The organism is Dyadobacter psychrotolerans, assembly GCF_004349265.1.
GTDB classification, from domain to species: Bacteria; Bacteroidota; Bacteroidia; order Cytophagales; family Spirosomataceae; genus Dyadobacter; species Dyadobacter psychrotolerans.
Genome location: NZ_SMFL01000002.1, coordinates 736,059 through 760,803, shown reverse-complemented (window position 1 = coordinate 760,803; position 24,745 = coordinate 736,059). Strand labels below are relative to the sequence as shown.

21 protein-coding genes are annotated in these 24,745 nt (G+C 41.9%); 6 read left to right on the top strand and 15 right to left on the bottom strand.

Features of this window, described 5'->3' with window-relative positions:
- Nucleotides 1–56 precede the first annotated feature (56 nt).
- The 3 genes from E0F88_RS06910 to E0F88_RS06900 are packed head-to-tail and all read left to right on the top strand — an operon-like array spanning nucleotide 57 to nucleotide 3,445.
- A complete protein-coding gene (locus tag E0F88_RS06910; protein ID WP_131957479.1) occupies nucleotides 57–1,313 on the top strand; it encodes an NAD(P)/FAD-dependent oxidoreductase in 1,257 nt (418 codons plus the stop codon).
- 41 nt (nucleotides 1,314–1,354) lie between these two features.
- Entirely contained in the window at nucleotides 1,355–2,167 is an 813-nt protein-coding gene (locus tag E0F88_RS06905) for a DUF1365 domain-containing protein (RefSeq protein ID WP_220466239.1), read from the top strand.
- Between the two features lie 12 nt (nucleotides 2,168–2,179).
- Complete coding sequence (locus E0F88_RS06900) at nucleotides 2,180–3,445, top strand: SAM-dependent methyltransferase (RefSeq protein ID WP_220466237.1); 1,266 nt, start codon at nucleotides 2,180–2,182, stop codon at nucleotides 3,443–3,445.
- An 80-nt stretch (nucleotides 3,446–3,525) separates the two neighbouring features.
- Here the strand turns inward: E0F88_RS06900 and E0F88_RS06895 are convergent, their stop codons facing one another.
- The 4 genes from E0F88_RS06895 to E0F88_RS06880 all read right to left on the bottom strand — a co-directional run bounded on the left by E0F88_RS06895 (nucleotide 3,526) and on the right by E0F88_RS06880 (nucleotide 10,623).
- Entirely contained in the window at nucleotides 3,526–4,293 is a 768-nt protein-coding gene (locus tag E0F88_RS06895) for a hypothetical protein (RefSeq protein WP_131957477.1), read from the bottom strand.
- 109 nt (nucleotides 4,294–4,402) lie between these two features.
- On the bottom strand, nucleotides 4,403–6,325 hold the full coding sequence (locus E0F88_RS06890) for a response regulator (protein WP_229213695.1): 1,923 nt from the start codon (nucleotides 6,323–6,325) through the stop codon (nucleotides 4,403–4,405).
- 66 nt (nucleotides 6,326–6,391) lie between these two features.
- On the bottom strand, nucleotides 6,392–7,228 hold the full coding sequence (locus tag E0F88_RS06885; RefSeq protein ID WP_229213694.1) for a CheR family methyltransferase: 837 nt from the start codon (nucleotides 7,226–7,228) through the stop codon (nucleotides 6,392–6,394).
- Nucleotides 7,210–10,623, bottom strand: coding sequence for a hybrid sensor histidine kinase/response regulator (locus E0F88_RS06880; protein ID WP_131957475.1), 3,414 nt, complete (start codon nucleotides 10,621–10,623; stop codon nucleotides 7,210–7,212). Before E0F88_RS06880 ends, E0F88_RS06885 begins: the two co-directional genes overlap by 19 nt.
- Nucleotides 10,624–10,873: 250 nt before the next feature.
- Here E0F88_RS06880 and E0F88_RS06875 point away from each other — a divergent pair, with 250 nt between their 5' ends.
- Complete coding sequence (locus E0F88_RS06875; RefSeq protein WP_131957474.1) at nucleotides 10,874–11,452, top strand: DUF1572 family protein; 579 nt, start codon at nucleotides 10,874–10,876, stop codon at nucleotides 11,450–11,452.
- A 13-nt stretch (nucleotides 11,453–11,465) separates the two neighbouring features.
- On the opposite strand, the gene E0F88_RS06870 is transcribed toward E0F88_RS06875, so the two are convergent.
- The 9 genes from E0F88_RS06870 to hisS all read right to left on the bottom strand — a co-directional run bounded on the left by E0F88_RS06870 (nucleotide 11,466) and on the right by hisS (nucleotide 21,842).
- The gene (locus tag E0F88_RS06870; RefSeq protein WP_131957473.1) at nucleotides 11,466–11,951 is read right to left on the bottom strand and encodes a GNAT family N-acetyltransferase; all 486 of its coding nucleotides are present in this window, start codon (nucleotides 11,949–11,951) and stop codon (nucleotides 11,466–11,468) included.
- 8 nt (nucleotides 11,952–11,959) lie between these two features.
- Nucleotides 11,960–15,286: a UvrD-helicase domain-containing protein gene (locus E0F88_RS06865; RefSeq protein ID WP_131957472.1), complete on the bottom strand. Its 3,327-nt coding sequence runs from the start codon at nucleotides 15,284–15,286 to the stop codon at nucleotides 11,960–11,962.
- 114 nt (nucleotides 15,287–15,400) lie between these two features.
- Nucleotides 15,401–15,931: a hypothetical protein gene (locus tag E0F88_RS06860; RefSeq protein ID WP_131957471.1), complete on the bottom strand. Its 531-nt coding sequence runs from the start codon at nucleotides 15,929–15,931 to the stop codon at nucleotides 15,401–15,403.
- Between the two features lie 48 nt (nucleotides 15,932–15,979).
- Complete coding sequence (gene hisC, locus E0F88_RS06855) at nucleotides 15,980–17,053, bottom strand: histidinol-phosphate transaminase (protein ID WP_131957470.1); 1,074 nt, start codon at nucleotides 17,051–17,053, stop codon at nucleotides 15,980–15,982.
- 43 nt (nucleotides 17,054–17,096) lie between these two features.
- Entirely contained in the window at nucleotides 17,097–17,549 is a 453-nt protein-coding gene (locus E0F88_RS06850) for an RES family NAD+ phosphorylase (RefSeq protein WP_131957469.1), read from the bottom strand.
- A gap of 56 nt (nucleotides 17,550–17,605) precedes the next feature.
- A complete protein-coding gene (locus tag E0F88_RS06845; RefSeq protein WP_131957468.1) occupies nucleotides 17,606–18,034 on the bottom strand; it encodes an Xre family toxin-antitoxin system antitoxin in 429 nt (142 codons plus the stop codon).
- Between the two features lie 68 nt (nucleotides 18,035–18,102).
- Nucleotides 18,103–19,371, bottom strand: coding sequence for a histidinol dehydrogenase (hisD, locus tag E0F88_RS06840; RefSeq protein WP_131957467.1), 1,269 nt, complete (start codon nucleotides 19,369–19,371; stop codon nucleotides 18,103–18,105).
- Nucleotides 19,372–19,427: 56 nt separating this feature from the next.
- The gene (gene hisG, locus E0F88_RS06835; RefSeq protein WP_131957466.1) at nucleotides 19,428–20,288 is read right to left on the bottom strand and encodes an ATP phosphoribosyltransferase; all 861 of its coding nucleotides are present in this window, start codon (nucleotides 20,286–20,288) and stop codon (nucleotides 19,428–19,430) included.
- A 195-nt stretch (nucleotides 20,289–20,483) separates the two neighbouring features.
- The gene (gene hisS, locus E0F88_RS06830) at nucleotides 20,484–21,842 is read right to left on the bottom strand and encodes a histidine--tRNA ligase (protein WP_131957465.1); all 1,359 of its coding nucleotides are present in this window, start codon (nucleotides 21,840–21,842) and stop codon (nucleotides 20,484–20,486) included.
- A 218-nt stretch (nucleotides 21,843–22,060) separates the two neighbouring features.
- Between hisS and E0F88_RS33605 the strand changes: the two genes are divergently transcribed.
- Complete coding sequence (locus E0F88_RS33605) at nucleotides 22,061–22,216, top strand: hypothetical protein (RefSeq protein WP_165940008.1); 156 nt, start codon at nucleotides 22,061–22,063, stop codon at nucleotides 22,214–22,216.
- Nucleotides 22,217–22,253: 37 nt separating this feature from the next.
- Here E0F88_RS33605 and E0F88_RS06825 read toward each other — a convergent pair whose 3' ends face one another.
- Entirely contained in the window at nucleotides 22,254–22,628 is a 375-nt protein-coding gene (locus tag E0F88_RS06825) for a hypothetical protein (protein ID WP_131957464.1), read from the bottom strand.
- A gap of 56 nt (nucleotides 22,629–22,684) precedes the next feature.
- Between E0F88_RS06825 and E0F88_RS06820 the strand changes: the two genes are divergently transcribed.
- Nucleotides 22,685–23,455 (top strand): class I SAM-dependent methyltransferase, encoded by a 771-nt coding sequence (locus tag E0F88_RS06820; RefSeq protein ID WP_131957463.1) that lies wholly within the window; start codon nucleotides 22,685–22,687, stop codon nucleotides 23,453–23,455.
- 274 nt (nucleotides 23,456–23,729) lie between these two features.
- Here E0F88_RS06820 and E0F88_RS06815 read toward each other — a convergent pair whose 3' ends face one another.
- Nucleotides 23,730–24,740: a glycosyltransferase family 2 protein gene (locus E0F88_RS06815; protein ID WP_131957462.1), complete on the bottom strand. Its 1,011-nt coding sequence runs from the start codon at nucleotides 24,738–24,740 to the stop codon at nucleotides 23,730–23,732.
- Between the last annotated feature and the right edge of the window lie 5 nt (nucleotides 24,741–24,745).

Genomic DNA, 24,745 nt, shown 5'->3' with positions numbered 1-24,745 from the left:
TAGCACCAATTGATCACGGGCTGCCTCCCTCATTCATAACCTAACTTTTGCCCAAAATGAAAACAGCTATTATAGGAACAGGTATAGCCGAAATGGGTTGCGGCCACTTTCTCAACAACTCAGACGACCTTACTTTTTATGAGCAAAATGACTATGTCGGCGGTCACACAAACACGGTCACAGTTGACGAAGACGGCTCACCTGTTTACATTGATACCGGTTTTATGGTCTTTAATTTCGAGACATATCCTAATCTCTGTAAACTTTTTGAACAGATCAAGGCGCCGATAAAAAAAACTGACATGTCATTTAGTGTGCAGCATTTACCCAGTAAACTCGAGTACAGTGGTTCCAGCCTGAACCACCTTTTTGCGCAGCGAAAAAACATTTTTAACATCGGCTATCTGAAAATGCTCGGGCAGATCAGCCGTTTCAACAAAGAGAGCGTTAAAATACTCGACGATCCGGCTTTTGCGAACTATTCCCTGGGGCAATATATCAAGGAATTTAAGTTCAGCGACGATATGCTATGGAAATACCTGGTACCTATGAGCTCAGCAGTCTGGTCGACTCCGATGAAAGAAATACTTGACTTTCCAGCAGTTACGCTTATTCGTTTTTTCAAAAACCACGGATTTCTCGGCCTGGATACACAGCATCAATGGTACACTCTCGACAAGGGAAGTCAGGCTTACCGAGAAATTTTAATCAAACCTTTCCGTGGTAAAATTTATCTGAACCGGAAAGCAATTAAAGTTTCCCGGACAAATGACAAGGCAATTGTTCATACCTCAGACGGTTCCCAGCAGGAATTTGACCGGGTAATTGTTGCAAGCCACGGAGATCAGGCTTTAAAGATGCTCGGCACACCCACAAATTTGCAACAGAGAATTCTATCTAATTTTAAATATCAATATAACAAAGCGGTTCTTCATACCGACGAAGGCACCATGCCAAAAACGAAGCTGGCCTGGAGCAGCTGGAACTACCGGATACAGGAAGAAAGTGGTTTTCAGCAGCCTAGCACTATTTATTGGATGAACCAGCTTCAACAGGTTTCAGAAAGGAAGAATTATTTTGTTTCAATTAATCCACATAATGATTTAGACGAGAAAAAAATCATCAAAGAGATAGACTACGATCACCCGCTTTTTGACGTGCCTGCTATACGCGCTCAGGAAGAACTTCAATTACTCAATGAAAGCGGTCCTATCTATTTTTGCGGGAGCTATTTTAAGTACGGTTTTCACGAAGATGCTTTTGCAAGCGCGGTGACTTTGTGCTCAAAACTGCTGCATAAAAAAGTTCTCTGACACCACCAATCCAAACTTATCCGTTTAAACGTATATGAAGTATGATAGCAGCAGATTCAAAATCATGTCTATACGAAGCTAGAGTTATGCATCATCGGTTTCATCCAAAGAAGCATTACTTCTACTATGATATTTTTATGTTTTATCTGAATCTGGATGAGCTCAACGGGCTTGACAGCAGTCTGAAATGGATGAGCCGGAATAAATTCAATCTGTTTAATTTCAGAGATAAGGATCACCTGCAATTACCAAGGAAGAAACCGGATAAAAGTAAAAATGTTAAAGAACAGTTAACTGTCTATTTGAAAGAAAACGGAATTGATATCGGAAAAGGCCGCATCATGGTACTTACCAATCTTGCGACGCTCGGGTACCAGTTCAATCCTGTTTCTTTTTACTATTGTTTTGATGAAAACGAAAAGCCCCTTTGTTCCGTAGTTGAAGTTTGTAATACATTTATGGAATTGAAACCGTATTTTCTGGGTCCGCAAACGACTGAGGAAAACAAGTTTAAACTTAATACCGCCAAAGAATTTTACGTTTCACCCTTTATTGACCTGGACACACACTTTGACTTTAACCTGACAGTGCCGGACCAAAAGCTCGACATCCGCATTGATGATTTTGATAAAAATGGAAAACTTTTTTTTAATAGTACGCTTACTGGAAAATCCAGGGAACTGAATGACAAGAACTTACTGATATACTTCTTTTCGTTTCCGTTCATTACCGTTAAAGTAATTGCCATGATACACTGGCAGGCTTTACTGCTTTGGAAAAAGAATATCCGGTTCAACAGAAAATCAGAAAACGGTGACCTGCAGAAGGGAGTTTTCCGACCATACCAATCCTAAATGGGAAATAACATGTTAGTAAAAAGCCATCCGATCATTTACAAAAACACTTCTGAAAAGAAGCCGGGATTTTATCAAAAGTTGGTATTCAAGCAACTCTCGGCGATGACGCTGGGTCGGCTGGATCTTAATTTACCGGATGGAAATTGTGTAATATTTGGTAATTCCTCCGAACATGTATCCGCAACCGTTACCGTAAATGATACTGATTTTTTTAAAAAGATTGTGCTTTTTGGAGACATCGGTTTTGGTGAAGCTTATGTAGCGGGATTGTGGGAAACAGAAAGTATAACAGAGGTGATTTCCTGGGTGCTGCTCAATGTTGAAAATGCGCCGGGCGTGTCGGGAAGTAAATCCCAAACATTCGCCACGAACGTACTTCGGTTTTTTAATAAATTCTCCCAGAATAACCGCGCCAACACACTGGTAGGTTCAAGGAAAAATATTTCAGAACATTACGATCTGAACAACGATTTTTTTGCAACCTTCCTGGACGAAACCATGACCTACTCTGCTGCGTATTTTAACAGAGAAAATATGGATTTACAGGATGCACAGCTTGAAAAATACGAAAGGCTGGCTCGTAAACTTCAATTAAAACATACCGATCACGTGTTGGAAATCGGAAGTGGCTGGGGTGGAAATGCGATTTACATGGCACAGAACTATGGCTGTAAAGTGACATCGCTTACTTTGTCGGTGGAGCAGCAGAAATTTGCGACTCAGCGAATAGACGAAGCAGGATTGTCGGACCGTGTGCAGGTGCTGGTAGAGGATTATCGCACCATTAATGGCACTTTTGATAAGATTGTTTCAATTGAAATGCTTGAAGCCGTGGGACATCATTATCTGGAAACCTATTTTAAAAAGTGTACGGCTCTTTTAAAAAGAGATGGTATTCTTGCTATACAGGTTATAATTTGTCCCGATTCACGCTACCATAGTTTGCGAAACGGTGTTGACTGGATTCAGAAACATATTTTCCCCGGTTCATTGCTCCCATCGGTGAGCGCGATCAATAAAGCGGTCAATAACACAGGCGATCTTACGATGGTTGATTTGAAAGAAATTGGCCTGCACTATGCACACACACTAAAACTCTGGCTTGATCAGTTTAACGAAAACATTTCGGAAGTAAAAAAACTTGGATTTGATGACACTTTCATCCGCAAATGGAGATATTATCTTTGCTACTGTGAAGCAGCATTCCGGATGCGCAACATTAGTGTCATTCAGGTAGTTTATACGCGTCCTAACAACACATCAATACCAATGTAGTGCAGGAAATAAACTCTGTCAGTAAGCAAAAATGCCTGTGGCCGAAAGACCAACAGGCATTTTTTTTAATTAAATTCTATCTAACGAAAATCTGCACGCGCAAGCCGTACCTGCAAACGGATATCAACACTGCGGTCATCGTTTCCGTACCGTGAGCCGCTGCCGGTTCCGAGTCCTACTCCCATACCACCCCCCATGCCAATTCCTCCGCCAAGGCCAATGCCAATTCTTGGAGAAAAGCCGGATTGGGACGATTGTCCATCAATTTTTATGTTTACACCCAGCACAGAAGCTTCTTTTGTATTGAGTGCCATCAAATTAAAGGGAATCGCGATTTGCTCGGTAAGCTCACCATTTCTGTCCATGGAAATGTGCGATTTGATACTTCCCTCTCCTGCAACAAGGTTAATCGAATGCTGCCCCTGTTTGTCTTTCCACATCGCTTCTTTATTGTAAGAATCAAGCAAAAGATTTAATCCCAGGCTATTTGGAAGATCTGTTTCGATTCTTTTCAAAGCCTTGCGGTCCTCTTTCATAATAACCGGAAAAAGTAAAGAATATGCTTCTTTTTTCTGGCCTTCAGGACTGAAAGATACCTTCAAACCACTCCCCAGGATTTTCTGAACCGTAACCGGATCTTTTGTTTTTAGTGTAAGATAAACGTATTGATCGTCATTGATGATACCATATCTCAATCTGGACTTTTGATCCTGCTGATCCGGCTTAACCTCGTCTACATAAGTAAACGGAGCATTCCATTTCGATTCATAATTCATTGTTTTTGAAGAACTACACGCAGCCAGGCCGGCGAGTAAAAGCAGGGTCCAACGGTTTCTTATATTTTTCATCTTTAGCGGTTACTACTGAAATTGTTTAACTGATATTCTAACGAAAATCACCTGACAAACATTACTATATTAACCGCTAATTCGTTGCATTCTCCAAATTTCCAATTTATTATATCAGCGAATACATGAGTGTTTCAATTTTTTCATGGAGTTTTGCCGGCTGAAATGGCTTTGAAAGCGTGTCGTTCATGCCTGACTGCAACGCTTCTTGAACTTCCTCGGTTAGTACTGTCGCAGATAAAGAAAGAATGGGAACATCCAGATGAAGCGTATTTCTGATATATCGGGCTGTTTCAAAACCGTCCATAACCGGCATTCTCGAATCAAGAATAATCAGATCATATTCACTTTTAGCCAAAGCATCAAGTGCTTCCTGGCCATTAACCACCATGGTGGTGGCGATCTTCCAGGTTGTGAGATATTTTTTTATTAAAAGTGAATTAACCGGATTATCCTCAGCCACGAGCACTTTTTTATCCGTAAAAGGAGGCAAATCGTTAAAAGAAATCACAGCAGCTTTTTGGGACGTTTTTGCATCTTCTTCCAAAAGAAAAGTAAAATAAAATTCACTTCCTCTATCTACCTCGCTTTTTACTTTGAGGTCACCCTTCATAAGTTTCACCAGGTTTTTTGAGATCGTCAGACCAAGCCCTGTTCCGCCGTAATGGTGTGAGGTTTCTTCGGATGCCTGACCATATTCCGAGAATATATTTTTAATGTTTTTCTCCGATATACCTATACCCGAATCCGCAACGATGAACTTGATCTGATGGTGGTTTTCCACAAGTCCATCATGTTCGATTCTAAGGTTAACAGATCCCTGGTGCGTGAACTTAATTGCGTTACCCACCAGGTTCATCAGTATCTGATTGAGCCGCATGCCGTCAACCATCACGCAATCCGGAATTTTACTATCTACATAAAAGCCCAGTGATATTCCTTTTTCATCACCTTTGAATTTGAGCAAATCCATAATGCTTTTACCAACATTACGCAAATCCGTTGGCTGGGGAATGATGGAGAATTTACCCTCCTCCATTTTCGAAATATCCAGGATATCGTTCAGAATGTTCAGAAGAGAACCTGATGACTGGGTCAGCATATCCAGCAAATTTCGCTGGGACGAATCCAGTTCCGTTGCATCCAGCAAATTGGCTATCCCAAGAATACCATTAAGAGGTGTACGGATCTCATGACTCATGTTGGCAAGAAATGATTCTTTTACTTTTCTTGCTTTCTCGGCAACAGCCTGAGCTTCTACCAGCTCTCTTTCATGCGCTTTCCGTTTTTCAATATTATGTAAATTGATAAACAAAAGCCTGTTTTTAAACATGATGCGCAATTCAAGCCAAAGCGGCTCGCGCAGCCGTCCGTAAAACTGATCCTCTGTTACAATTGTCTGCCCCTCCATGTAGGAACGGCTGATGAGCACTTCTTTTAAACCTGAATTAAGCGGATCTACAAGTAAGTCCAGCATCGAAGTATCTACCAGACTCTGAGGTGGAAGTCCCAAAATCGTGTGTACCGAAGGATTGATAGAAAGAATCCTGGCCGTTTCCGGATCCACCGTTGCTATAATATCCGGTGAGTTTGTAACGATGGTTGCGTAATTTTCCAGCAGCCTGTTCTTTTCACGTATCTCACGCTGGCTTCTGGAAAGCCGTATCAATGCATCTACTTTTGCATTGGTTATATAAGGATCAAGTGGTTTGTACAAATAATCGATCGCGCCAGATTTAAGTCCGCGCACTGCATAGGTTGTTTCCTTCGAAATCGCTGTTACAAATACGATCAGAATTTCCCTCGTTTTTGGATTCGAGGCCAGTGTTTCGGCAAATTCAAATCCATCCATTCCCGGCATCTGAACATCGACAAGAGCGACTGCTATTTCATTATCCCAAACAATGCGAAGCGCTTCGTTTGCCGATGTTGTTTCATATATAGCGATATCGTCCCGGTTAAGGATTGCCTTTAACGCGAGCAGATTTTCCTCACGATCGTCCAGCAGCAATATTTTTGTTTTATCCATCATTCCGTTTTCTCGTTCGTAAAAAACTTCTTTTGAATCATTTTGCAGTGTGTGTGCTGCAAAACTTTACTACAGAATTTTTTGATAAATATTCAAATGAAAACTCACGATCCTGAAATGATCTTCAAATCCGGAATATCGTAATGTTTCCCTTTTTCCCAGACATAAAAAGCCCAGCATGCCCAAACTGTCATATAAAATCTTAAAAACCTTCCTTCGCTGTTCGAGCGTAAAATAAATCATCACATTTCGACAGCAAATCAGCTGAAACTCGTTAAAAACCCCGTCACCAGTTAGGTCATGGATGGAGAATACAATGTTTTTCCTTATTTCAGGATTCATAATTACTTTTCCGTAAGAAACATTGTAATAATCCGAAAGCGAAGTTTTACCCCCTGCCTTGATATAGTTTTCCGAAAAGCTTCGGATTGCAGTTCTGGAAAAAACACCTTCCCTGGCGGATTTAAGTACTTTTTGATTCAGATCCGTTGCATAAATTATCGTTCTGTCCATCAAATCTGCCTCGGTCATCAGGATAGAAAGAGAAAATGCTTCCTGCCCCGCCGCGCACCCGGCGACCCAAATTCTCAGCTCAGCGTATGACTGCAGATAGCTGCACACCTCCGATTGAAGCAGAGCAAAAAATTCCGGATCACGGAACATTTCAGAATAATTAACTGTCAGATCCTGAATCAAATCATACGCTGCACTTCCTCCCTGGTCAAGATGAATCAGCAATTCCTGCAGACTCATCGCATTTTTGGACAAATATGTTTCTGCCTGCCGCATGAGCGATGGTCTTGTGTAGCCCGAAAAGTCAAACCCTGAGATATCTTTTATTCTGACAATCAGTGTTTCGAGCTCCGGATAATCAAGTGCTACCATATTTATGCCGCGTGCAGCCATACTTTAATTAAGGACAGCAATTTATCAATATCCACCGGCTTGGAAATATAGTCGTTTGCCCCGGCTGCCATGCACTCTTCACGGTCTCCGCGCATGGCTTTTGCGGTCACTGCGATGATCGGTAAATCGGCCCACTTGCTGTTTTTACGAATAGCACGCGTGGCTTCAATCCCATCCATTTCAGGCATCATCACATCCATCAAAACCAGTTCTATGTCATCGATTTCTTTAAGCTTTTGAATGGCTTCCAGGCCGTTTGTTGCAATAACTACGGTAAATCCTGCATCTTCCAACACGGCACTCAGCGCAAAAATATTACGCATGTCATCATCAGCCAGCAATACTTTTTTACCTAAAAATACCCTTTCGCTATTGACAACAGGATTGCTGAAATCACCCGAAAAAGAAGGGATGGAAACTGGAGCAGGACTTATTTTTTTCAAAAAAAGCTTCACTTCATCGAGCAGCCTTTCGTTTGATTTCTTTGTTTTCATGACCACCGGATGAGCGTATTTCATCACGCGCGCCAGGTCTGTTTGGGAAAGATCCTCGGCCGTATTAACAACCACAGGAATCGAAGCAAAAGCAGGTTCCGTTTTTATTTTATCAAGAAAATCCAGCCCGCTCATGTCGGCCAGCCTGATATCCAGTATAATTCCATCTACCGATTCTTTCGACAGCAACTCCAAAGCTTCACCGGCAGAATAGGCATAAAGCACAAAAATGTTATTCTCCGTTAAAAAATCGCCGACATATTTGCTTTGGTAGGTGTCATCTTCTACAAGCAGTATTCTGTGTTTGAGCTGATCTATTCCTTCCAGTTTCAAAAGATTAAAGATGCCTTCCGCCGACTTTCTGTCGACCGGTTTTTGCATAAAGCCAATTGCTCCTTCCGTTTGGAAATTACTTTCTTCGCCCGCGGAAACCGTATGAACGGGTATCAGCCGGGTTTTGGGATCGGCTTTAAGCGTGCGAAGCAGTTCGTCTCCCGAAATATCAGGAAGGTGCATATCCAATATGATCGCAGTGGGTTTGAAGGATTTAACCAGGGCCAAAGCTTTTTTTCCCGTTTCTGCGGTCATTACCTGAAACCCGCTGTTTCTTGCACGATTGGCCATGTCGGCTGCAAAAAACGGATCGTCTTCAATCAAAAGTAACCTGTTTTCCTGCTCTTCGCTGTCGACCGGGTTTTTAGTATATATTTCCTGATGACTTTGTCCAAAATCAACAATCTGCAAATCAACTTCTTCCGCTTTTAATAATGGGATTCTTAAAGTGAACACCGAGCCATGACCTGGCTCACTTTTTACTGAAATAGATCCCTGGAAAAGATTGGTAAGCTCCCGGGTGATAGACAAACCTAACCCTGTACCGCCGTATTTACGGCTTGTTGAACCATCGGCCTGCTGGAAAGCTTCAAATATTGCCTGCTGTTTATCCAAAGGAATTCCTATCCCCGTATCGGCAACAGCAAATTTTAAAAATCCATTTTCAAAAGAAATCAGAAGAGAAACCTCTCCTGGTGCTGAGGTAAACTTGATTGCGTTGGAAAGCAGGTTTCTTAGAATTTGCAGAAGCCTTACCTGGTCTACATAAATCGTTTCCGGGCAATTTTGATCTTTTGACAGTTTAAGATTTAGTCCTTTATTCTCAGCCACCTTCTGGAACGTATTCCGTACTTCCACCAGCAGCAATTCAATTCCTACATTTTCATAATGAAGTTCAACTTTCCCTGATTCCACTTTCGCCAGATCCAGAATATCATTGATCAGCGTGAGCAAATCACTTCCTGAATTATGGATAACAGACGCATAACGCTGCTCTTCATCGCTTAAATGCTGTGCCTTATTCTCCTGTAAAATCCGTGACAAAATAAGGATACTATTCAAAGGCGTCCGAAGTTCATGGCTCATGTTGGCAAGAAATTCACTTTTAAATTTCCCGCTTCGTTCCAACTCGTCTGCCTTGCTCTGAATTTGATTCCGCGCTTCTTCAAGTGTACTTTTTTGCTCTTCCAGCATAAACGCCTTTTCTTCCAGCTCGGTGTTAATCTGTCTCAGCTCCTCCTGCTGAACCCGCAGTTCTTCTTCTGAAACCTGAAGCATGGAAGTCTGCCGGGTAAGCTGCTCGTTGGTTGTACTGAGTTCTTCCTGTTGGGTTTCGAGCTCTTCTGCCTGTTTTTGAGTTTTATCCAAAAGCTCCTGCATGATTTCCCTCGCACGGGCTGCTACGATGGCAATTGAAACGTTTTCAGCAATTGTATTGAGTAACGGAATGATTCCCGGAACCGGCTCTTTCAAAAATGCAAGCTCGATTAAAGCGATAACATTTCCCTCAAATATCAGAGACCTGACGATCACCTTTCCGGGATCGCTCCTTCCTGAACCTGTTACAACCTGAAAATATCCAGGCATCACGTCAAGCTGCACCAAATCAGTCCGGTTGGAAACCATTTGTCCCAATACACCCTGCCCTGGTGTGATGATCGTCGGTACAAGTTCAGGAACATCTACACCATGCATGATAGCCAGCTCAAGGTGATCATCACCCTGTACTTTCAGGTACATAACCGCGATCACTGCATCGGTAATTTCTGCCAGCTTTTGGATCAGGTTTCCGGCCAGGCCAGAAAACGAAGGCTGTCCGCGAATGGCGACAATAACTTCTGCGGCGGCGCTCAAAATCCAATTTTTTTCTTTGTCTTCCGCGGCAATGATTTCAAGCTGTTTGTTCAGTTTGTTCGTTTCTTTTTCTGAGGCGATCTGAGAATTGTAAGTTCTTCGTATGAAATAAAACATTACAAAAATCACCAGCATAAAAATGGCAGTTCCCAAAACAATAAACGACTTGGCTTGTGACGAGCTTTCACGTGCCATTTGTTCACGTTCTGTTAAAAGGGCCTGTTCGGTGTTTTCGATACGGTTAAAATTGAATTCGATTTTTGATGAAAGCATTTTACCCTGAAGAATGAACGAACGGAGGGTATCTACACTGAAGCTGTTGGAATTGATCATATCCAACTGTCTATTCATCAAATCAAGCTTGTTGGTGAGCAGCAGGTTCAGCGTATCAAGCCTTACAACCTGTCCGGGATTATCGCTTACCAGTTTTTTAAGAACATCTACTTCTACCCAGATATTTTCAGAAGCGAGTCGATATGAATTTTCAAAGGTTGGATTTTTTGTCAGAGCCAACCCCCGAATATTGGATTCTGCGGTGAGTAATAAATTTTTAACTGAGCTTGATGATCGGATTACATCTCTGGTGTGGCTCACCAGCGCTGCATTTTGCTGCTGGAGAATGAGTGCATTATAGGATGTGAGCCCTACACCTATGATCAACAAGATGGAAAAAGCAATCCCCGCAAGGACTTGCTGCTGAAAAGAAAAACGCATAACTTACTTCAATAACGTTGAGCAGGAGCTTTCTTAACTCTTAATTTTTCCCGAATATCACTAAAAAACACGATTTAATATATACGACAAAACAACATTTCTTCATTTATGTAGCCAAAATCATCAAATAAGTGTCCTAACAAAAAATATAATTAAAACCAGAACTAAAATTATTTGAAATACAAAATAAAATACAGCAATAATTATAAATATCAAATTGCTTCTACAAAGTTTATAGATATTGATTGACATGGAAATAGCGGAAAATTATCTGGAAAGTGTAATCAAACTTTTTAACTATTATAAGGTTTTGGGTGACAAAGCGATAGAACAGCTTAGTCCCAAACAGATTTTCGAATCGGTAGATTCGGATAAAATTAATAGCATTGCCGTCATCATTGGCCACCTTCATGGCAACATGCTTTCGAGATGGACCGACTTTCTGACCACAGACGGAGAAAAGACCTGGCGCAACCGCGACCGGGAGTTTGAGGTACAGACTTTGGACTTTGAATTGGTTATGAACCAATGGGAAGAAGGATGGCAATGTCTGTTTGATGCGTTAAACTCTGTAAGAGCTGATCAACTCACAGAGATTATTTACATCAGAAATGAAGGGCATACGGTTATGGAGGCCATTAACCGGCAACTGGCCCATTACCCCATGCATGTTGGACAAATTATTTTTTATGCAAAATTGCTCAAAGAAGGAGAATGGAACAGTTTATCAATTCCAAAAGGAAAATCCGGCAGTTATAACGAGGCTAAGTTTGAACAGGAAAAACAGGTTAAGAACTTTACTGACGACGAATTAGACCGATTGAGATAGGTGACCAAAAGAGCTAATCTAAATCTTTAAGCATCCAGATTTCACAGGAATGATGTCCGCTGTTACCAAGCGGAGCATCCAGCGTTCTGAATCCCAGCCGATTGTATGTTTGTACAGCTTTTTGCAGTTCGTTCATCGTCTCCAGATATATCTTTTTATAACCATTAGCCACAGCTGTTTCCACGCAGGTCAGTATTAGCTTTTTACCCAGGCCAATGCTGCGGGCTTCGGGAAGCAAATACATTTTAACCAGTTCAAGGGTGTCGTCAGGCAATCCTTCGGTAGGAAAAAGCCCTGCCCCTCCTACCAGTCTCCCATCCAGCTCGGCGACAAAATATTTACTTTTTTCAGCCAAAAACAGATCACTGAGATGATCCGTGCTTTGATCATAATAAACCGTTCCGGGTTTATCAGCCTTAAATTCTTTCAGTGTTTGCCGGATAATAGCCGCGAGTTCCTTGTTGTCACTTTCCCTGATTTCACGTATTACAATTTCCATATCCCAGATTAAATCCATTCAACCATTTCATTTTCAAGTGTAACGAGCACACCCTTTGAAGACTTTCCTGTATTTTTAAACGCCTGAATTAACCTCCTTAAATGACGGCGGTTTTCATCATTTCCATTTCCTCCAACAAAAGTCATAAAAATATGATCTCCCTCTGCAGTCGAAACCATTCTGTCGATGTGAAGCAGTTTTCCTCCGGGAATCATCATTTCTTTATTGATCTGCAAAACATTTTCATCACTGTAAAGTTCTTTCAATGACGGATTTTCCAGCAAAAAAGTAATCTGATTTTTAACTGCATCCGCTTCAAATCTGGTAAAAATTCCTTCACTAATCAACCTTTCCACTGTATTATCAAGATCGGAAATGCTTTTTAGCCTTGTCAGCAAATACCTTACTTTTTGCAAACGGTCATATTTTGGCTCAAAGGTATCTATGTCAAAAATCCGGTCAGCCATTCTCCGCAACCGCAGCGTATTTGTCCGGTCATTGCTTAAAACATCATTTATAACAAACGGCGTCGCATCTGTTCTCACGTGTGCATGCCGGCATTGTTGCGATCCTTCGGCAAGTATAAATTCTGTTTGTTCTTCATCCCAGGCAGGCTCAAAATCCGGCTGACTGAGGTAATCATGAAGCCAGCTGCCAATCGATGGAGAACTCTGCCAGTTTTTTTCTCTTTTGGCAAGAATATATAAACGCTGAATCGGTCGGGTAAAAGCTACGTAAAGCAAATTCATTGTTTCAACCAGTTTCCTTGTTTTTTCATTTATATACTGATCGGCGATAACCGTATTTTCAAGATCTTTTTGAACCGAAACCATTGAGCTCTTCAATTTTTTTATGTTTCCATCCAAACCTGCTGATCCTTCCAAACTCAATTCTTCATAATCAACCTCATCCAAATCAACCCATAATCGGTCCAAGGTCGCGCTTGGTGTGAATTTCCAATTGGCGTAGGGAACGATGACAACCGGATATTCCAGACCTTTCGATTTATGAATTGTCGTAATTCGTAACGCATCTGTATCCGCAGGGATCGTAATCGAAAGTTTGTTTTTAGCCAAATCCCAGTAACCCAGAAAATCGCCGAGATGGTTTGTGCGCCTGGTGCCAAATTCCTGAACAACATCCAGAAACCGGAACAGATATTCTTTATCCGTATTTCCATCAAACAATCCAAAAGTTTGCATCAGCTGTTCGCTTAGCTCAAAAACAGATAACTGCCGCATCCGGAAAGCCGTCAGCGTAATCCCCCATCTCGAAAAGTAATTTAGAAAGCTGTCGAGACCGGTTTCGGTGCACACTTTACGGATTGCTTCGTATTCTGCGGCACCCGGATTTTCCTGCCTGATCACGTGGTGATACAGATAGGCCGCCTCATAACGGGCCAGCCTGTGATCCGATGTGTGCAGCACCTTCATGAAGGCGATGACAAAATGGATGGATCTCGAATAAGCCAGCAGCAATGCATCGTCGGAAATAAGCGGAAACCCTTCCTCCTTAAGCGCGTTAGCAATTGCGGTTGCCTCTCGTTTCCTCTGGCAGAGGATAGCAATATCCCGCCAGTTATAACCTGTTGCCCGAAGTGTTTCGACCAATTCGATTGAGCGTATAACCATGGCATCATGCGAATCCTGATCAGCCGAAAGTTCCTCATTCCCCTGATTCATTTCCAGAAACTCAAGCTGTACATGGCCGCCTTCGGATACTCCTTCAGGAATTTGCTGCTGAAAATTTTCGTCATACACATCGCCCACCAAAGGAAACTCTGTCTGCAACGTGTTTGAAACAAAGGAGAAAAACTTATTATTAAAATCTGTTATTTCACGAAAACTACGGCGATTGGTACGTAGATGATCGACGATGAGATAACTATCCAGACTAAAAAGTCTTTCCTGATTGAAGGCATTATCACCTAAGATCTCTGTAAGCTGCATAACCTGATCCTGCGCAAGATGAAGCAGTAAATCCATATCTCCACCACGAAAACGATAAATCGATTGTTTGGCATCACCTACAATCAGGTTAAAAAAACCATCCGCAAGGGCATTTTCAATTAAAGGCAGCAGGTTGGCGAATTGTAGTTTAGAGGTATCCTGAAATTCATCAACCAGAATGTGATTATACTTTTCACCAAGCCTTTCAAAAATAAACGGAACAGGTTCTTTTGATACGATTTCAAGGATCTTTTTATTAAAATCAGAAATATGGACCTGATTGTTCTGTTTCAGAAGTGCATCGAATTCTTTACGCACCTCACCCAGCAGAGACAGGTTATAAATATGTCTTTCCAGTAAAGTATAAAGACTTATTTTTTCAGTATCGGTGGATCGAATATTTTCGATCTGATGAAAACAGTTTTCAACTTCCGGCCTGATTTCCTCTATTTTGTCCTTAACCAGTATTGCCGTTTTAGCACCATACCATACACCCTCTCCAATGGTTTTGTAGGCGTAGGAGTTTGGCTCAACCCATAATTTCTTTCCCTCTGCCCTGTCTTTGAAATACCCGTATATTCCGCGGCTTCCCTGATGAAAGTCTTTATCAATCAAAAACCCCTCCACCATTTTCGTAAAAGCTTCTTTGGCAAGGTCGGTAATCCTGGTTTCTTTTTCCCGTACGAATTTCCGCATCTGATTCCGGATTTTGATCCAGTCTTCCATTTGCAGATCGGCAACACGCTGCATCTGCATATAACTTTGCTCGCTTAGCAGCGTCCCGGAAGTCTCTCTTATTCTGGCCGGAAGTGCAGCCCAGCTTTTACCTTCTTCGGCATTCTCCCTGTAATATTTCTCAACAATGTCTGTCAGTATTTCCTCACCCTCCTGCCCGATTCTGGCAAGTAGCCTGTCTACGGCATCATCCAGCAGGTCTCCGTCCAGCTGCGTTTCAAAAATAAATGGTATGCCCAGCTCATCGGTAAAACTGCTGATAAGTCGTTGGGTAAATTTATCAATCGTCATGACTGAAAAATCGGAGTACCGATGCAGGATCTGGCGAAAAACCAGCTGGGCACGGCCCGCTATCAGCTCACATGCTCCCGAAAAAAGCGTTTCGTCTGTTAAAGTTTCAGGATACATTTCTGTTACCACGTCCCGAAGCATTGGCGGTACAACAGCTGAATCTGTATTATAAGCAGAAAATATTCTCAGCGTCTGCAGGATACGATCTTTCATTTCGTTGGCCGCTGCGTTGGTAAACGTTACAGCCAGGATCTGCCGGAAGTAAGTATCAGAATTGGAATGTAAAGCCAGCTTGATATATTCCTTCGTCAGCGTAAATGTTTTGCCGGAACCTGCCGAAGAACTGTATACTTTAAACACGAGAAGCTATTTTGAAAACTTTGTAAAAATGACAAAACCGGATGCCAATTTAAGCAAAAAGAGCAGGTTAAAAACCCGCTCTCAAATAAAACATTTTGCTGTTAAGCGCGATTATTATAGGTTAAAACGAATTCCTCCTGAAATATTCGGACTAAGGTAAAATGGTCGCGGAAGAAGCTCAACATACAATCCTCCTTCAAGAAATACCGACATTTTGTTGTCCGGAATAAAATATTCAAATCCTCCCAACGCAGAACCTCCCAGCGAAATCGGTCTTTCACGGTCACCAGGTGAAGCCAGGTTTCTTTTGTTGTCAGGATAGTAATTTCTGCTGTTTACCTGCCCGCCAAGTCCATAATACACATGTACTGCTTCTGAGTTAAACAGAGGTGTATGCCACAAATAATGCGCCTGAATAGCTAATCCGGCATTTTTATAAACCCCTCTTCTATAATTACGGTCATTGGCCAGTATCCCGCCATAGGTTCCGATACTAATGTCAATGGCGTGAATGTTATTGAAATATTTCCGGATGTTAATACCGGTTGGTTCGCCTAACTTAAACCCTACCGCCCAATTATCGTATTGCGCCTGGGCAAGGCTAAAGCATAACGTGCAAATTACGGTTAGTGCTAGTTTCTTCATATTATGGTTTTTGTAATAATAGTTAAAGTACTGTTGACTTAATAAATGTTATACGGTAACAGCACTTTGCTGATATTTCTTTAAAGCGTCTACCAAAGCTTCATTTTCCTCATCTGTACCAACTGAAATTCGCAGACATCCTTCACACAGATGTACACGGGAACGGTCGCGGACAATGATCGTCTCTCTAAGAAGATAATCCATAACTGAACGCGCGTCGTCGAACCTTACAAGCAAAAAATTGGCATCGGATGGAAATACTTTATTCACCAACGATAAATTTTCCAACATGGTACGCAGGACCTCTCTTTCTTTAAGAATTTCCTGCACCATCTGCTTCATTTTCTCCACTCCGTCCAGTCCGGACAGCAATGCTTCCTGCGCCGGCTGACTGATATTGTATGGTGCCTTAATCTTATTGAGGATTTTCACCAGGTCTTTTGAGGCAAAACACATTCCTGCACGAAGCCCCGCCAGTCCCCAGGATTTGGAAAAAGTCTGAAGTACGACCAGGTTTGGGTAGCTGTCCAGACGATGTATCCAGGAAGGTTTATCTGTAAAATCAACATATGCTTCGTCTACCACAACCAGTCCGCCGAAGTTTTCCAGTATTGTTTCAATGGCGCTTTCCTGCATCACGTTTCCTGATGGATTATTCGGTGTGCAAATCCAGATGATTTTGGTATTTTCTGTAATTGCACTCAAAACGCCTTCCACATCAATTTGGTAATCTGCTGTCAGTGAAACCTTGTCGATGATTACGTCATGGATTGATGCACTTACTTCGTACATTCCGTAAGTCGGCGGCATAATGATCACATGGTCTTTTCCCGGCGTGCAAGTTGCGCGTACAAGCAGGTCGATCGGCTCATCGCTGCCATTTCCAAGAAAAATGTGCTCCGTACCAATTCCTTTCAACGGAGCCAGTTTCTTTTTGATGTTGGCCTGATATGGATCCGGGTACCGGTTGTAACGCTCGCTCGTTACAGAGCCGTAAGGATTTTCGTTGGCATCCAGGAAGATGCCTACATGCCCGGTATATTCGTCCCTTGCAGATGAATAAGGTGCCAGGTTCAGTATGTGTGGCCGAAGTATTTTATTTAGTTCAAATGAATTGTTCATTATTATACTTATTTTTCCTTGACGAGGAACTGATTAAATATCTTTATCCGGCTCTAAATAACCGTTGATCGAATTGAAAGGGCTCAATACTTATCACTTTAACTGACTCAGCTTCGGGATGGTTCGGATTGATCAGATAGTTGGATTCGTTACGAACAATTACGGACGGAACTCTTAAAATCAGTGATTTTTTCTCTTTTATCCAGTTGTCTCCCGTTTCCCTGGTCCATTGCTGGTCATTTTGCCATTCAGAAATAACCGAAAGGCTCTGCGTATATTTTTGAGAATCAGGTACAAATATTACAACGACTACGTAGTCAGGTGGTGGTGTGGGCCGCTGCAGGTGAACCAGAATTTCGAGCATGGCCAAAGACCGGCGCGAACAGGTATACAACATTGCGTTTCGCGGGGAGTTCCACCTTCCGCCATGATAATAAGCCCCTATTCCGCTCAAATCATTTTGATACTCTGATCGCGTTATTCGGAATAACTCCATTAGAGCTGGTTAGGTTACAATTTAAAGTGCTGGTGATTTGTGAAGTGAATGGGTTTTCAGGCAAAAATACCATGCTCGATACGCCCAAGTTCTGTTTTGACAAGCTCAATGCCTGCATGCGTCCGCAGGAATTGAATCGGCTTTTCACTGCCAAGAGCCAGAATGTTACTGTGCAGCCATTCCAGGAAATACTCCCTTCCCAAAACCCGAGTGCCTACTGAAATCAGATCTGCCAGAGAAATAAGATGATCTGAAACCACGTTGCTCAACAGATCTGTATCTTCATAACGAAGCAGGTTTCGCGGTGTGACAGGTAGAAGAGAAATCAACTCTTTAATATCCAAACCTGCCGAATCTGCCAGATGCTGTATCGCAGCTTTTGGAACACCATTCTCGGCAAGAAACGCAAGGTCAAAATTATTCCTGATCTTGTGTTTCAAAACACTATAACCACCTAACCGTTCATTTACTGTCATTGCTGTCATAACACGTTATTTTAAAGCCCGGAAATATGTCCTCAAACATACGACATTTTTCCTGACCTTTCAAATTATCACAACAAACTTTGTAATCGTATTCTGACTGCACGCTTATGTGCATCCAGCGATTCGGCAGCAGCCATCGCTTCTACCGTCGGACCAATGTTCTTAATTCCTTCTACTGTAATGTTTTGTATCGTTATTTTTTTCACAAAACTATCCACTGAAACACCGCTGTACGCTCTTGCATACCCATTAGTTGGAAGCGTATGATTGGTTCCGGAAGCATAATCTCCGCAGGATTCAGGCGTGTAATTACCAAGAAATATAGATCCGGCATTGATGATTTTCTCCGAAACAGCCTCCGCATTTTCAACACTCAAAATTAAATGTTCAGCGGCATATTCATTCAAAAGATCAATGGCTTCTTCCGGCGTTTCAACAAGAATAGCTTTGCTATTCTCAATGGATTGTGCGGCAAGATCTCTTCTTGGCAGTTTATCCAATTGTGATGACAAAGTAAGATTTACAGATGCCAGAAACTTTTTACTGGTCGAAACGAGTAACACCTGGCTATCCGCTCCGTGCTCGGCCTGTGAAAGTAAATCGGCAGCCACAAATGCGGGAACTGCGGTATCATCCGCATAAACGGCAACTTCCGACGGGCCGGCAGGCATATCAATCGCGATACCTTCCTTACTGACCAGCATTTTTGCTGTGGTCACATACTGATTGCCGGGACCAAAAATTTTATAAACCTTTGGTACACTTTCAGTTCCGTAAGCCATGGCTGCAATAGCCTGTGCTCCGCCCAAACGAAATGCTTTGGTTACTCCCACCAGTTTCGCTGCATACAAAATGGCCGGATGGTTTGATGGCGTGCACAAAACAACTTCTTTACATCCGGCAAGCTGCGCAGGAATACCCAGCATTAATACCGTACTGAACAAAGGTGCCGTGCCACCGGGAATGTAGATACCGACCTTCTCAATACCAACACTTTTGCGCCAGCAGGTTACACCAGGCATTGTTTCAATCTTTTCAACCGGCTGAAGCTGCGCTTTATGAAAAGTATAAATATTTTGATAAGCCTGGCTGATTGCGTTTTTTAGCTCATCATCAAGCTGACTTTCAGCATTTTGAATTTCTTCATCGGAGAATGCCAGTTCTGTCAGTTCTGTTTTATCAAATTTTCTTGCAAGTTCGCGAAGACCTTCATCTCCCTGCTTTTTTACCTGATTCAGTATCGGAAGGACTTTCTGTTCGATCTCGTTTGAATCCTGTACAGGCCTGGCCAGCAGTGCAGGCCAGAGCGTTCTGTTTGGAAAGGCAATAATGTTCATAATTATTTTTTTGGCGAAAAGCTGATCCTGATAATATCGAAACTAATCCAGCCCAGTTACAGAATCATTTTTTCAATTGGAATAACCAGGATTCCCTCTGCCCCAGCTTGTCTTATTTTTTCTATATTTTCCCAGAAATCATTTTCGTTTATCACCGAATGCAAAGAACACCAGCCTTCTGTTGCCAATGGAAGAACCGTCGGAGAGCGCATACCGGGAAGAAATTTGATAATATTTTCAACTGCCGAAGTAGGACAATTTAAAAGAATATACTTGTTATTTTTCGCAACCTGAACTGCTTTAATCCGAAACAGCAACTGATCCAAAAGTTCCTGCTGCTGCTCAGAAAGATGTTTGCTTGCAATCATCACAGCCTCTGAACGGAAGATCGTTTCCACTTCTTTCAGGCCGTTGCTCAACAAAGTACTTCCTGAACTGACAATGTCACAAACTGCATCGGCCAGACCAATACTCGGCGCTATTTCAACTGAACCGCTGATTTCGTGAATCTGAGCGGAAACGTTATTCTCTTTCAAGTATTTACCAAGCAGACGCGGATACGTCGTAGCAATACTTTTACCCTCCAGATCTTTTAATCCCTGATAATCGTGTTCTCTCAAAACACCAATTGATAAACGGCACTTTGAAAAACCAAGTCGGTGAACCGTTTCAACATTCCTGGCCGACTCTTCTGATACGTTTTCACCCACAATACCCAAATGCGCAACACCATCCTCTACATATCCCGGAATATCATCATCGCGTAAAAAGAGAATTTCAGCGGGGAAATTAGTAGCAGCAGTTTTAAGTTTACCAGCACCGTTATCAAAACGGATACCGCATTCTTTAATAAGCTTCAGAGAATCTTCACTTAACCTTCCGGATTTTTGTATTGCAATGCGTAATATATTGTTCATGTTCATGTCAGCTTACGGCCTGTTACTGAAATCGTCCAGGTATTCAGCTATTTAGTCTACAGTTTTATTTTTATTTATTTCAAATGTCTGTTCCAAAGCAGGAAACAACCTAATTCATTACAAAAGTGATAAAATATATCGTATCAGTATTAAAAAGCTTCTTTAAAAAAGCAAAGTTGTTGGGCTATAGGAATGCTATTTTAACTGCGAAATGATCCCTTCCAGTTCAACTTTCTGCTGCTCACCGGTTTTCATATTTTTCAATGTCAGCTTACCCGACTGAATTTCATCCGAACCGATCAGAATCACAAAAGAGATATTTTTCCTGTCTGCATAATCCAGCTGCTTTTTCAGTTTCACCGAATCAGGATACATTTCCGCATTAATGCCCGCTTCCCTGAGTTTAGGTAAAAGGGACAATCCGAATTCAAATGCTTCTTTATCAAAATTTGAAAGCATGACTTTGGTACTGGTCGTCTGATTTTCAGGAAAGAGACTGAGCTCTTCCATCACATCATAAATCCGGTCTACACCAAGCGAAATGCCTACACCGGAAATACCGGGAACACCGAAAGTACCGGTTAAATTATCATATCTGCCTCCGCCTGAGATACTTCCAATCTGTACATTATTAGCCTTCACTTCGAAAATTGCGCCGGTGTAATAAGATAACCCGCGGGCAAGCGTAACATCAAACTGTATTTTAGGGTTTTCCAGTCCCAGCAGTTTAACCATTTTCCAAACCTGTTCAAGCTCGTCAATACCTTTCAGGGCAATCTCTGATTTTTCCAGCCAGGTTCTTAACTCACGGAAAGGCTCTTCATCATTTGACAAAGAAAAAATCGGATCAAGAAGGATGATGCTGTCCAGAGAAAAACCACGCTCGATTAATTCTTCAACAACCTTATCCTTTCCAATTTTATCAAGTTTATCAATCGCTACACAAAGCGGACCTTCCATTCCTTCCGCCCCGATAATATCAGCTATCCCGGTAAGAATCTTTCTGTTATTAATTTTAACCGTAAAATCAGTAATGCCCAGTGCTGGCAGAATATCGTGCAGCAGATTGACAATCTCTGCTTCACAAAGCAGGGAGTCTGTTCCTACAACATCGGCATCACACTGGTAAAATTCACGATAGCGTCCCCGTTGTGGCCGGTCTGCACGCCATACCGGCTGGATCTGATACCTTTTAAAGGGCATTGCGAGCGTTCCGCGGTTCATCACCACATATCTTGCAAAGGGAACTGTTAAATCATACCGCAGCCCTTTTTCCGAAATTTTTGATGTAAGCGGTTTATATCCTTCCGACCAGTCTTTCTCTATAAGTTTTCCACTAAAATCACCGGAATTCAAAAGTTTAAAAAGAAGCTGATCACCCTCTTCTCCGTATTTGCCCATCAATACCGAAAGGTTTTCAAAAGCAGGGGTTTCCAAAGGAAGGAAGCCATAACGTTGAAAAGAGCGCCGTATGGTTTCAAAAATAAAATTGCGCTTTGCCATTTGTTCCGGACCGAAATCACGGGTTCCGCGGGCAAGGGATGGTTTACTCATTGTATTTATTCTGTCAAAAAATCATTTACTTCCTGAATCAAACTGCGAACGTGCATCTTATAACAACCACAAATTGGCAGAAATCATTATAAATTCATCAGGAAGACCATTAAAACCGTAAAGTTAGGAGAGCTTGTGCAATATTTATGATTATTATCTTCATTATTTACACATAAATCCTTAATTTTGCGGCTCTTTCACAAAACAATAATTTTAAAATGGGAGTTACGGAATTAAAACGTAAAGGTCGCAGAAATAAAGCAGTAGCAAATAATCGTACCGCGAAAATTAAAAACCTTTTACGTAAGCCAGAAGTACGGAACGTCGATGTTGAGGCAATAAAAGCTCAGTTTGAAGCTAATAAAAGTAAGTAATAGCCTCTCCGATACAATGTTATCCAACAAGTCCCTGTCAATCTCTTTTGGTAGGGCTTTTTGTTTTCTTGTCCGGAAGTAACTTACGTGCTGTTTTGGAATTAACTTTCCTGAGCAATTGTCTCATACTGCGTCGCGTTTCACGGCGAACATCCAACAGGATCCGGAAGCGAAGCGCTTCACCAAACAGGATAAGACCGACATTGATCAGTACAAGGCTATACAGACCCAGAACCACCCAAACCTGTGTTGGCTCACCTGTACGACGCTGATGCGCAGCTTCGCTAAGAACGGTGAGGCCAAAACTGAACAATAACAAACCAACCGGAGCAAGGATCATCCACTTGGTCCGTGTCGACATACGTTTGATAAGCTTTTTACCTGGAGGTTTGGGATCTATGGCTGGGATCATTGATTGTTTTTTCCGAATATGATCCTAAAATTATTAATTTTTAATCAATTGGTTTAATGAAAGCCATCATAAGTTTAGTTTTAAGGTATATTCCCCGTCCCTATCTACAACTAGTTGGGCACTGGGCGGCTCGATTTTTAAGTATTTTCTATTTGGGCAACAAGGTAGAATGCCCGGTTTGTAATAGTCATTACGGCAAGTTTCTTCCTTATGGCAGAAACACTTCAAGCCGTGAAAATGCTTTGTGCCCTTCGTGCCTGTCTCTTGAACGTCACCGTCTGATGGGATTATATCTCAAACGGAAAACCAATTTTTTTACAGCAGATCTGAAAGTGCTTCATGTTGCTCCGGAATACTGTTTTATCGACAGGTTTGAACATATGAAAAATCTGGATTATATCACGGCCGATATTGAATCTCCCCTTGCGAAAGTCAAAATGGATATCCACTCTATCCCTTTTGAAGACAATACTTTTGATGTGGCATTTTGTAACCATGTAATGGAGCACGTTGATGATTACATATTGGCAATGAGTGAATTACATCGTGTTCTAAAACCGGGAGGCTGGGCGTTGATACAATCTCCGCAGGATATGAAATATGAAGTTACCTATGAAGATGCCACCATCACGGATCCAAAGGAAAGAGAAAAATATTTCCTGCAAAATGATCACCTGCGTTTGTTTGGGAGAAATTATGGACGTGAATTAGAAAAAGGCGGCTTTACAGTAAGAGAAGATCGTTTTGTGATGGATGAATTGACAAAAGAGGAAGTGAAACGCTACGCATTGCCATCGGAAGAGATCGTATATTTTTGTCAGAAATAACTTTTGTGAGTAAATTATTCAACCACTTTGTGGTTGTAAAATCATTTCATAACGTTTACCCCGGATTGCATCCGGGGCTATTCATATTTAAGTCCTTTGGACTTGTGAGCCTCTCCTTCAAACCTTAGCGAAGGACATTGTTTCTCACTTCGGAATTTTATCGCGCCCAAATCCCAAAGGGTTTTAACTTGAATAACCCCGGATGAGATCCGGTGGAAAAGGAAATGACGGAGTTAACGCCAACCATGAAATGGTTGAACAGGAGAGTCAAAAATCAGGATGGATATTCAATCGCTGCGCCGGTTTCGCGATGTGATTTCTTCTCCCAAATTCGTTTCCAGCCTTCCTGCAAAAACCCGGTTCCATAACCGAATAACTGTACAAACGCCGCACAAACTCCGAGATAAGCAACTCTTAAATCTTTTGTCGTACGCAGTGCATCAATAAACAGAAGGGCAACGTAAGTAGCCAAACCGATCAGACCCAGATAAAAGAATGGTTCAAAAATAAAAAACCAGAAAGGTATACTGGTTACAGCCAGCGTAAATAATAAAGGGAAGGTATGAACCAACTTTAATTCATCCGGATAAAAGCGGGCAATGTTAATCCTTGCTCTGCCGAAAAATTTCAACTGTCTGAAAAACTGCGCGAATTCGGTTCTTCTTTTATGATAGATAAAAGCTTCGGGGATCAGTGCTGATTTAAATCCAAGACGAATAGCGGCAATACTAAAAAGTATGTCCTCTCCCATTCTGCTGGTTAGAAATCCGCCGGTTGCCTCCCAAACTTTTCTGGAAAGTCCCATATTAAAACTACGCGGATGAAAGGTACCACCCATATTGCTCTTCTTTCCACGTATTCCACCAGTTGTGAAAACAGATGTCATCGAGTAACTGATTGCTTTCTGGATAGGAGAAAATGAAGGATGATCTGTATCTGGTCCACCATAAAGGTCCACATAGTCAGTTTCCAGCTTATGATTTACTACGGTCAGATAGTTTTCTTCAATTAAGGCATCTGAATCCAGAAGAATAAAATAATCTCCGGACGCCCTTTCAAAACCATGATTTCTTGCAAAACCCTGGCCACCATTCGGCTTAAAAAAATAGTGAACATCCACTCTGTCCTGAAACAACGACACCACCTCTTCGGCAGTGTCCTTGGATCCATCCTCTACGATGATAACCTCGAAATACTTATATGTCTGTACCGCCAAACATTCCAATAACTCCCGCAGCTCGTCGGGACGGTTGTAGACTGGAATGATAACGGAATATTTTCTCATCTTCG

What these genes read in the sequence shown, in the direction of transcription:
- E0F88_RS06910 (WP_131957479.1), top strand. Translation starts at nt 57, where the DNA reads ATGAAAACAGCTATTATAGGAACAGGTATAGCCGAAATGGGTTGCGGC.
- E0F88_RS06905 (WP_220466239.1), top strand. Translation starts at nt 1,355, where the DNA reads ATGATAGCAGCAGATTCAAAATCATGTCTATACGAAGCTAGAGTTATG.
- E0F88_RS06900 (WP_220466237.1), top strand. Translation starts at nt 2,180, where the DNA reads ATGTTAGTAAAAAGCCATCCGATCATTTACAAAAACACTTCTGAAAAG.
- E0F88_RS06895 (WP_131957477.1), bottom strand. Translation starts at nt 4,293, where the DNA reads ATGAAAAATATAAGAAACCGTTGGACCCTGCTTTTACTCGCCGGCCTG.
- E0F88_RS06890 (WP_229213695.1), bottom strand. Translation starts at nt 6,325, where the DNA reads ATGATGGATAAAACAAAAATATTGCTGCTGGACGATCGTGAGGAAAAT.
- E0F88_RS06885 (WP_229213694.1), bottom strand. Translation starts at nt 7,228, where the DNA reads ATGGCTGCACGCGGCATAAATATGGTAGCACTTGATTATCCGGAGCTC.
- E0F88_RS06880 (WP_131957475.1), bottom strand. Translation starts at nt 10,623, where the DNA reads ATGCGTTTTTCTTTTCAGCAGCAAGTCCTTGCGGGGATTGCTTTTTCC.
- E0F88_RS06875 (WP_131957474.1), top strand. Translation starts at nt 10,874, where the DNA reads ATGGAAATAGCGGAAAATTATCTGGAAAGTGTAATCAAACTTTTTAAC.
- E0F88_RS06870 (WP_131957473.1), bottom strand. Translation starts at nt 11,951, where the DNA reads ATGGAAATTGTAATACGTGAAATCAGGGAAAGTGACAACAAGGAACTC.
- E0F88_RS06860 (WP_131957471.1), bottom strand. Translation starts at nt 15,931, where the DNA reads ATGAAGAAACTAGCACTAACCGTAATTTGCACGTTATGCTTTAGCCTT.
- hisC (WP_131957470.1), bottom strand. Translation starts at nt 17,053, where the DNA reads ATGAACAATTCATTTGAACTAAATAAAATACTTCGGCCACACATACTG.
- E0F88_RS06850 (WP_131957469.1), bottom strand. Translation starts at nt 17,549, where the DNA reads ATGGAGTTATTCCGAATAACGCGATCAGAGTATCAAAATGATTTGAGC.
- E0F88_RS06845 (WP_131957468.1), bottom strand. Translation starts at nt 18,034, where the DNA reads ATGACAGCAATGACAGTAAATGAACGGTTAGGTGGTTATAGTGTTTTG.
- hisD (WP_131957467.1), bottom strand. Translation starts at nt 19,371, where the DNA reads ATGAACATTATTGCCTTTCCAAACAGAACGCTCTGGCCTGCACTGCTG.
- hisG (WP_131957466.1), bottom strand. Translation starts at nt 20,288, where the DNA reads ATGAACAATATATTACGCATTGCAATACAAAAATCCGGAAGGTTAAGT.
- hisS (WP_131957465.1), bottom strand. Translation starts at nt 21,842, where the DNA reads ATGAGTAAACCATCCCTTGCCCGCGGAACCCGTGATTTCGGTCCGGAA.
- E0F88_RS33605 (WP_165940008.1), top strand. Translation starts at nt 22,061, where the DNA reads ATGGGAGTTACGGAATTAAAACGTAAAGGTCGCAGAAATAAAGCAGTA.
- E0F88_RS06825 (WP_131957464.1), bottom strand. Translation starts at nt 22,628, where the DNA reads ATGATCCCAGCCATAGATCCCAAACCTCCAGGTAAAAAGCTTATCAAA.
- E0F88_RS06820 (WP_131957463.1), top strand. Translation starts at nt 22,685, where the DNA reads ATGAAAGCCATCATAAGTTTAGTTTTAAGGTATATTCCCCGTCCCTAT.
- E0F88_RS06815 (WP_131957462.1), bottom strand. Translation starts at nt 24,740, where the DNA reads ATGAGAAAATATTCCGTTATCATTCCAGTCTACAACCGTCCCGACGAG.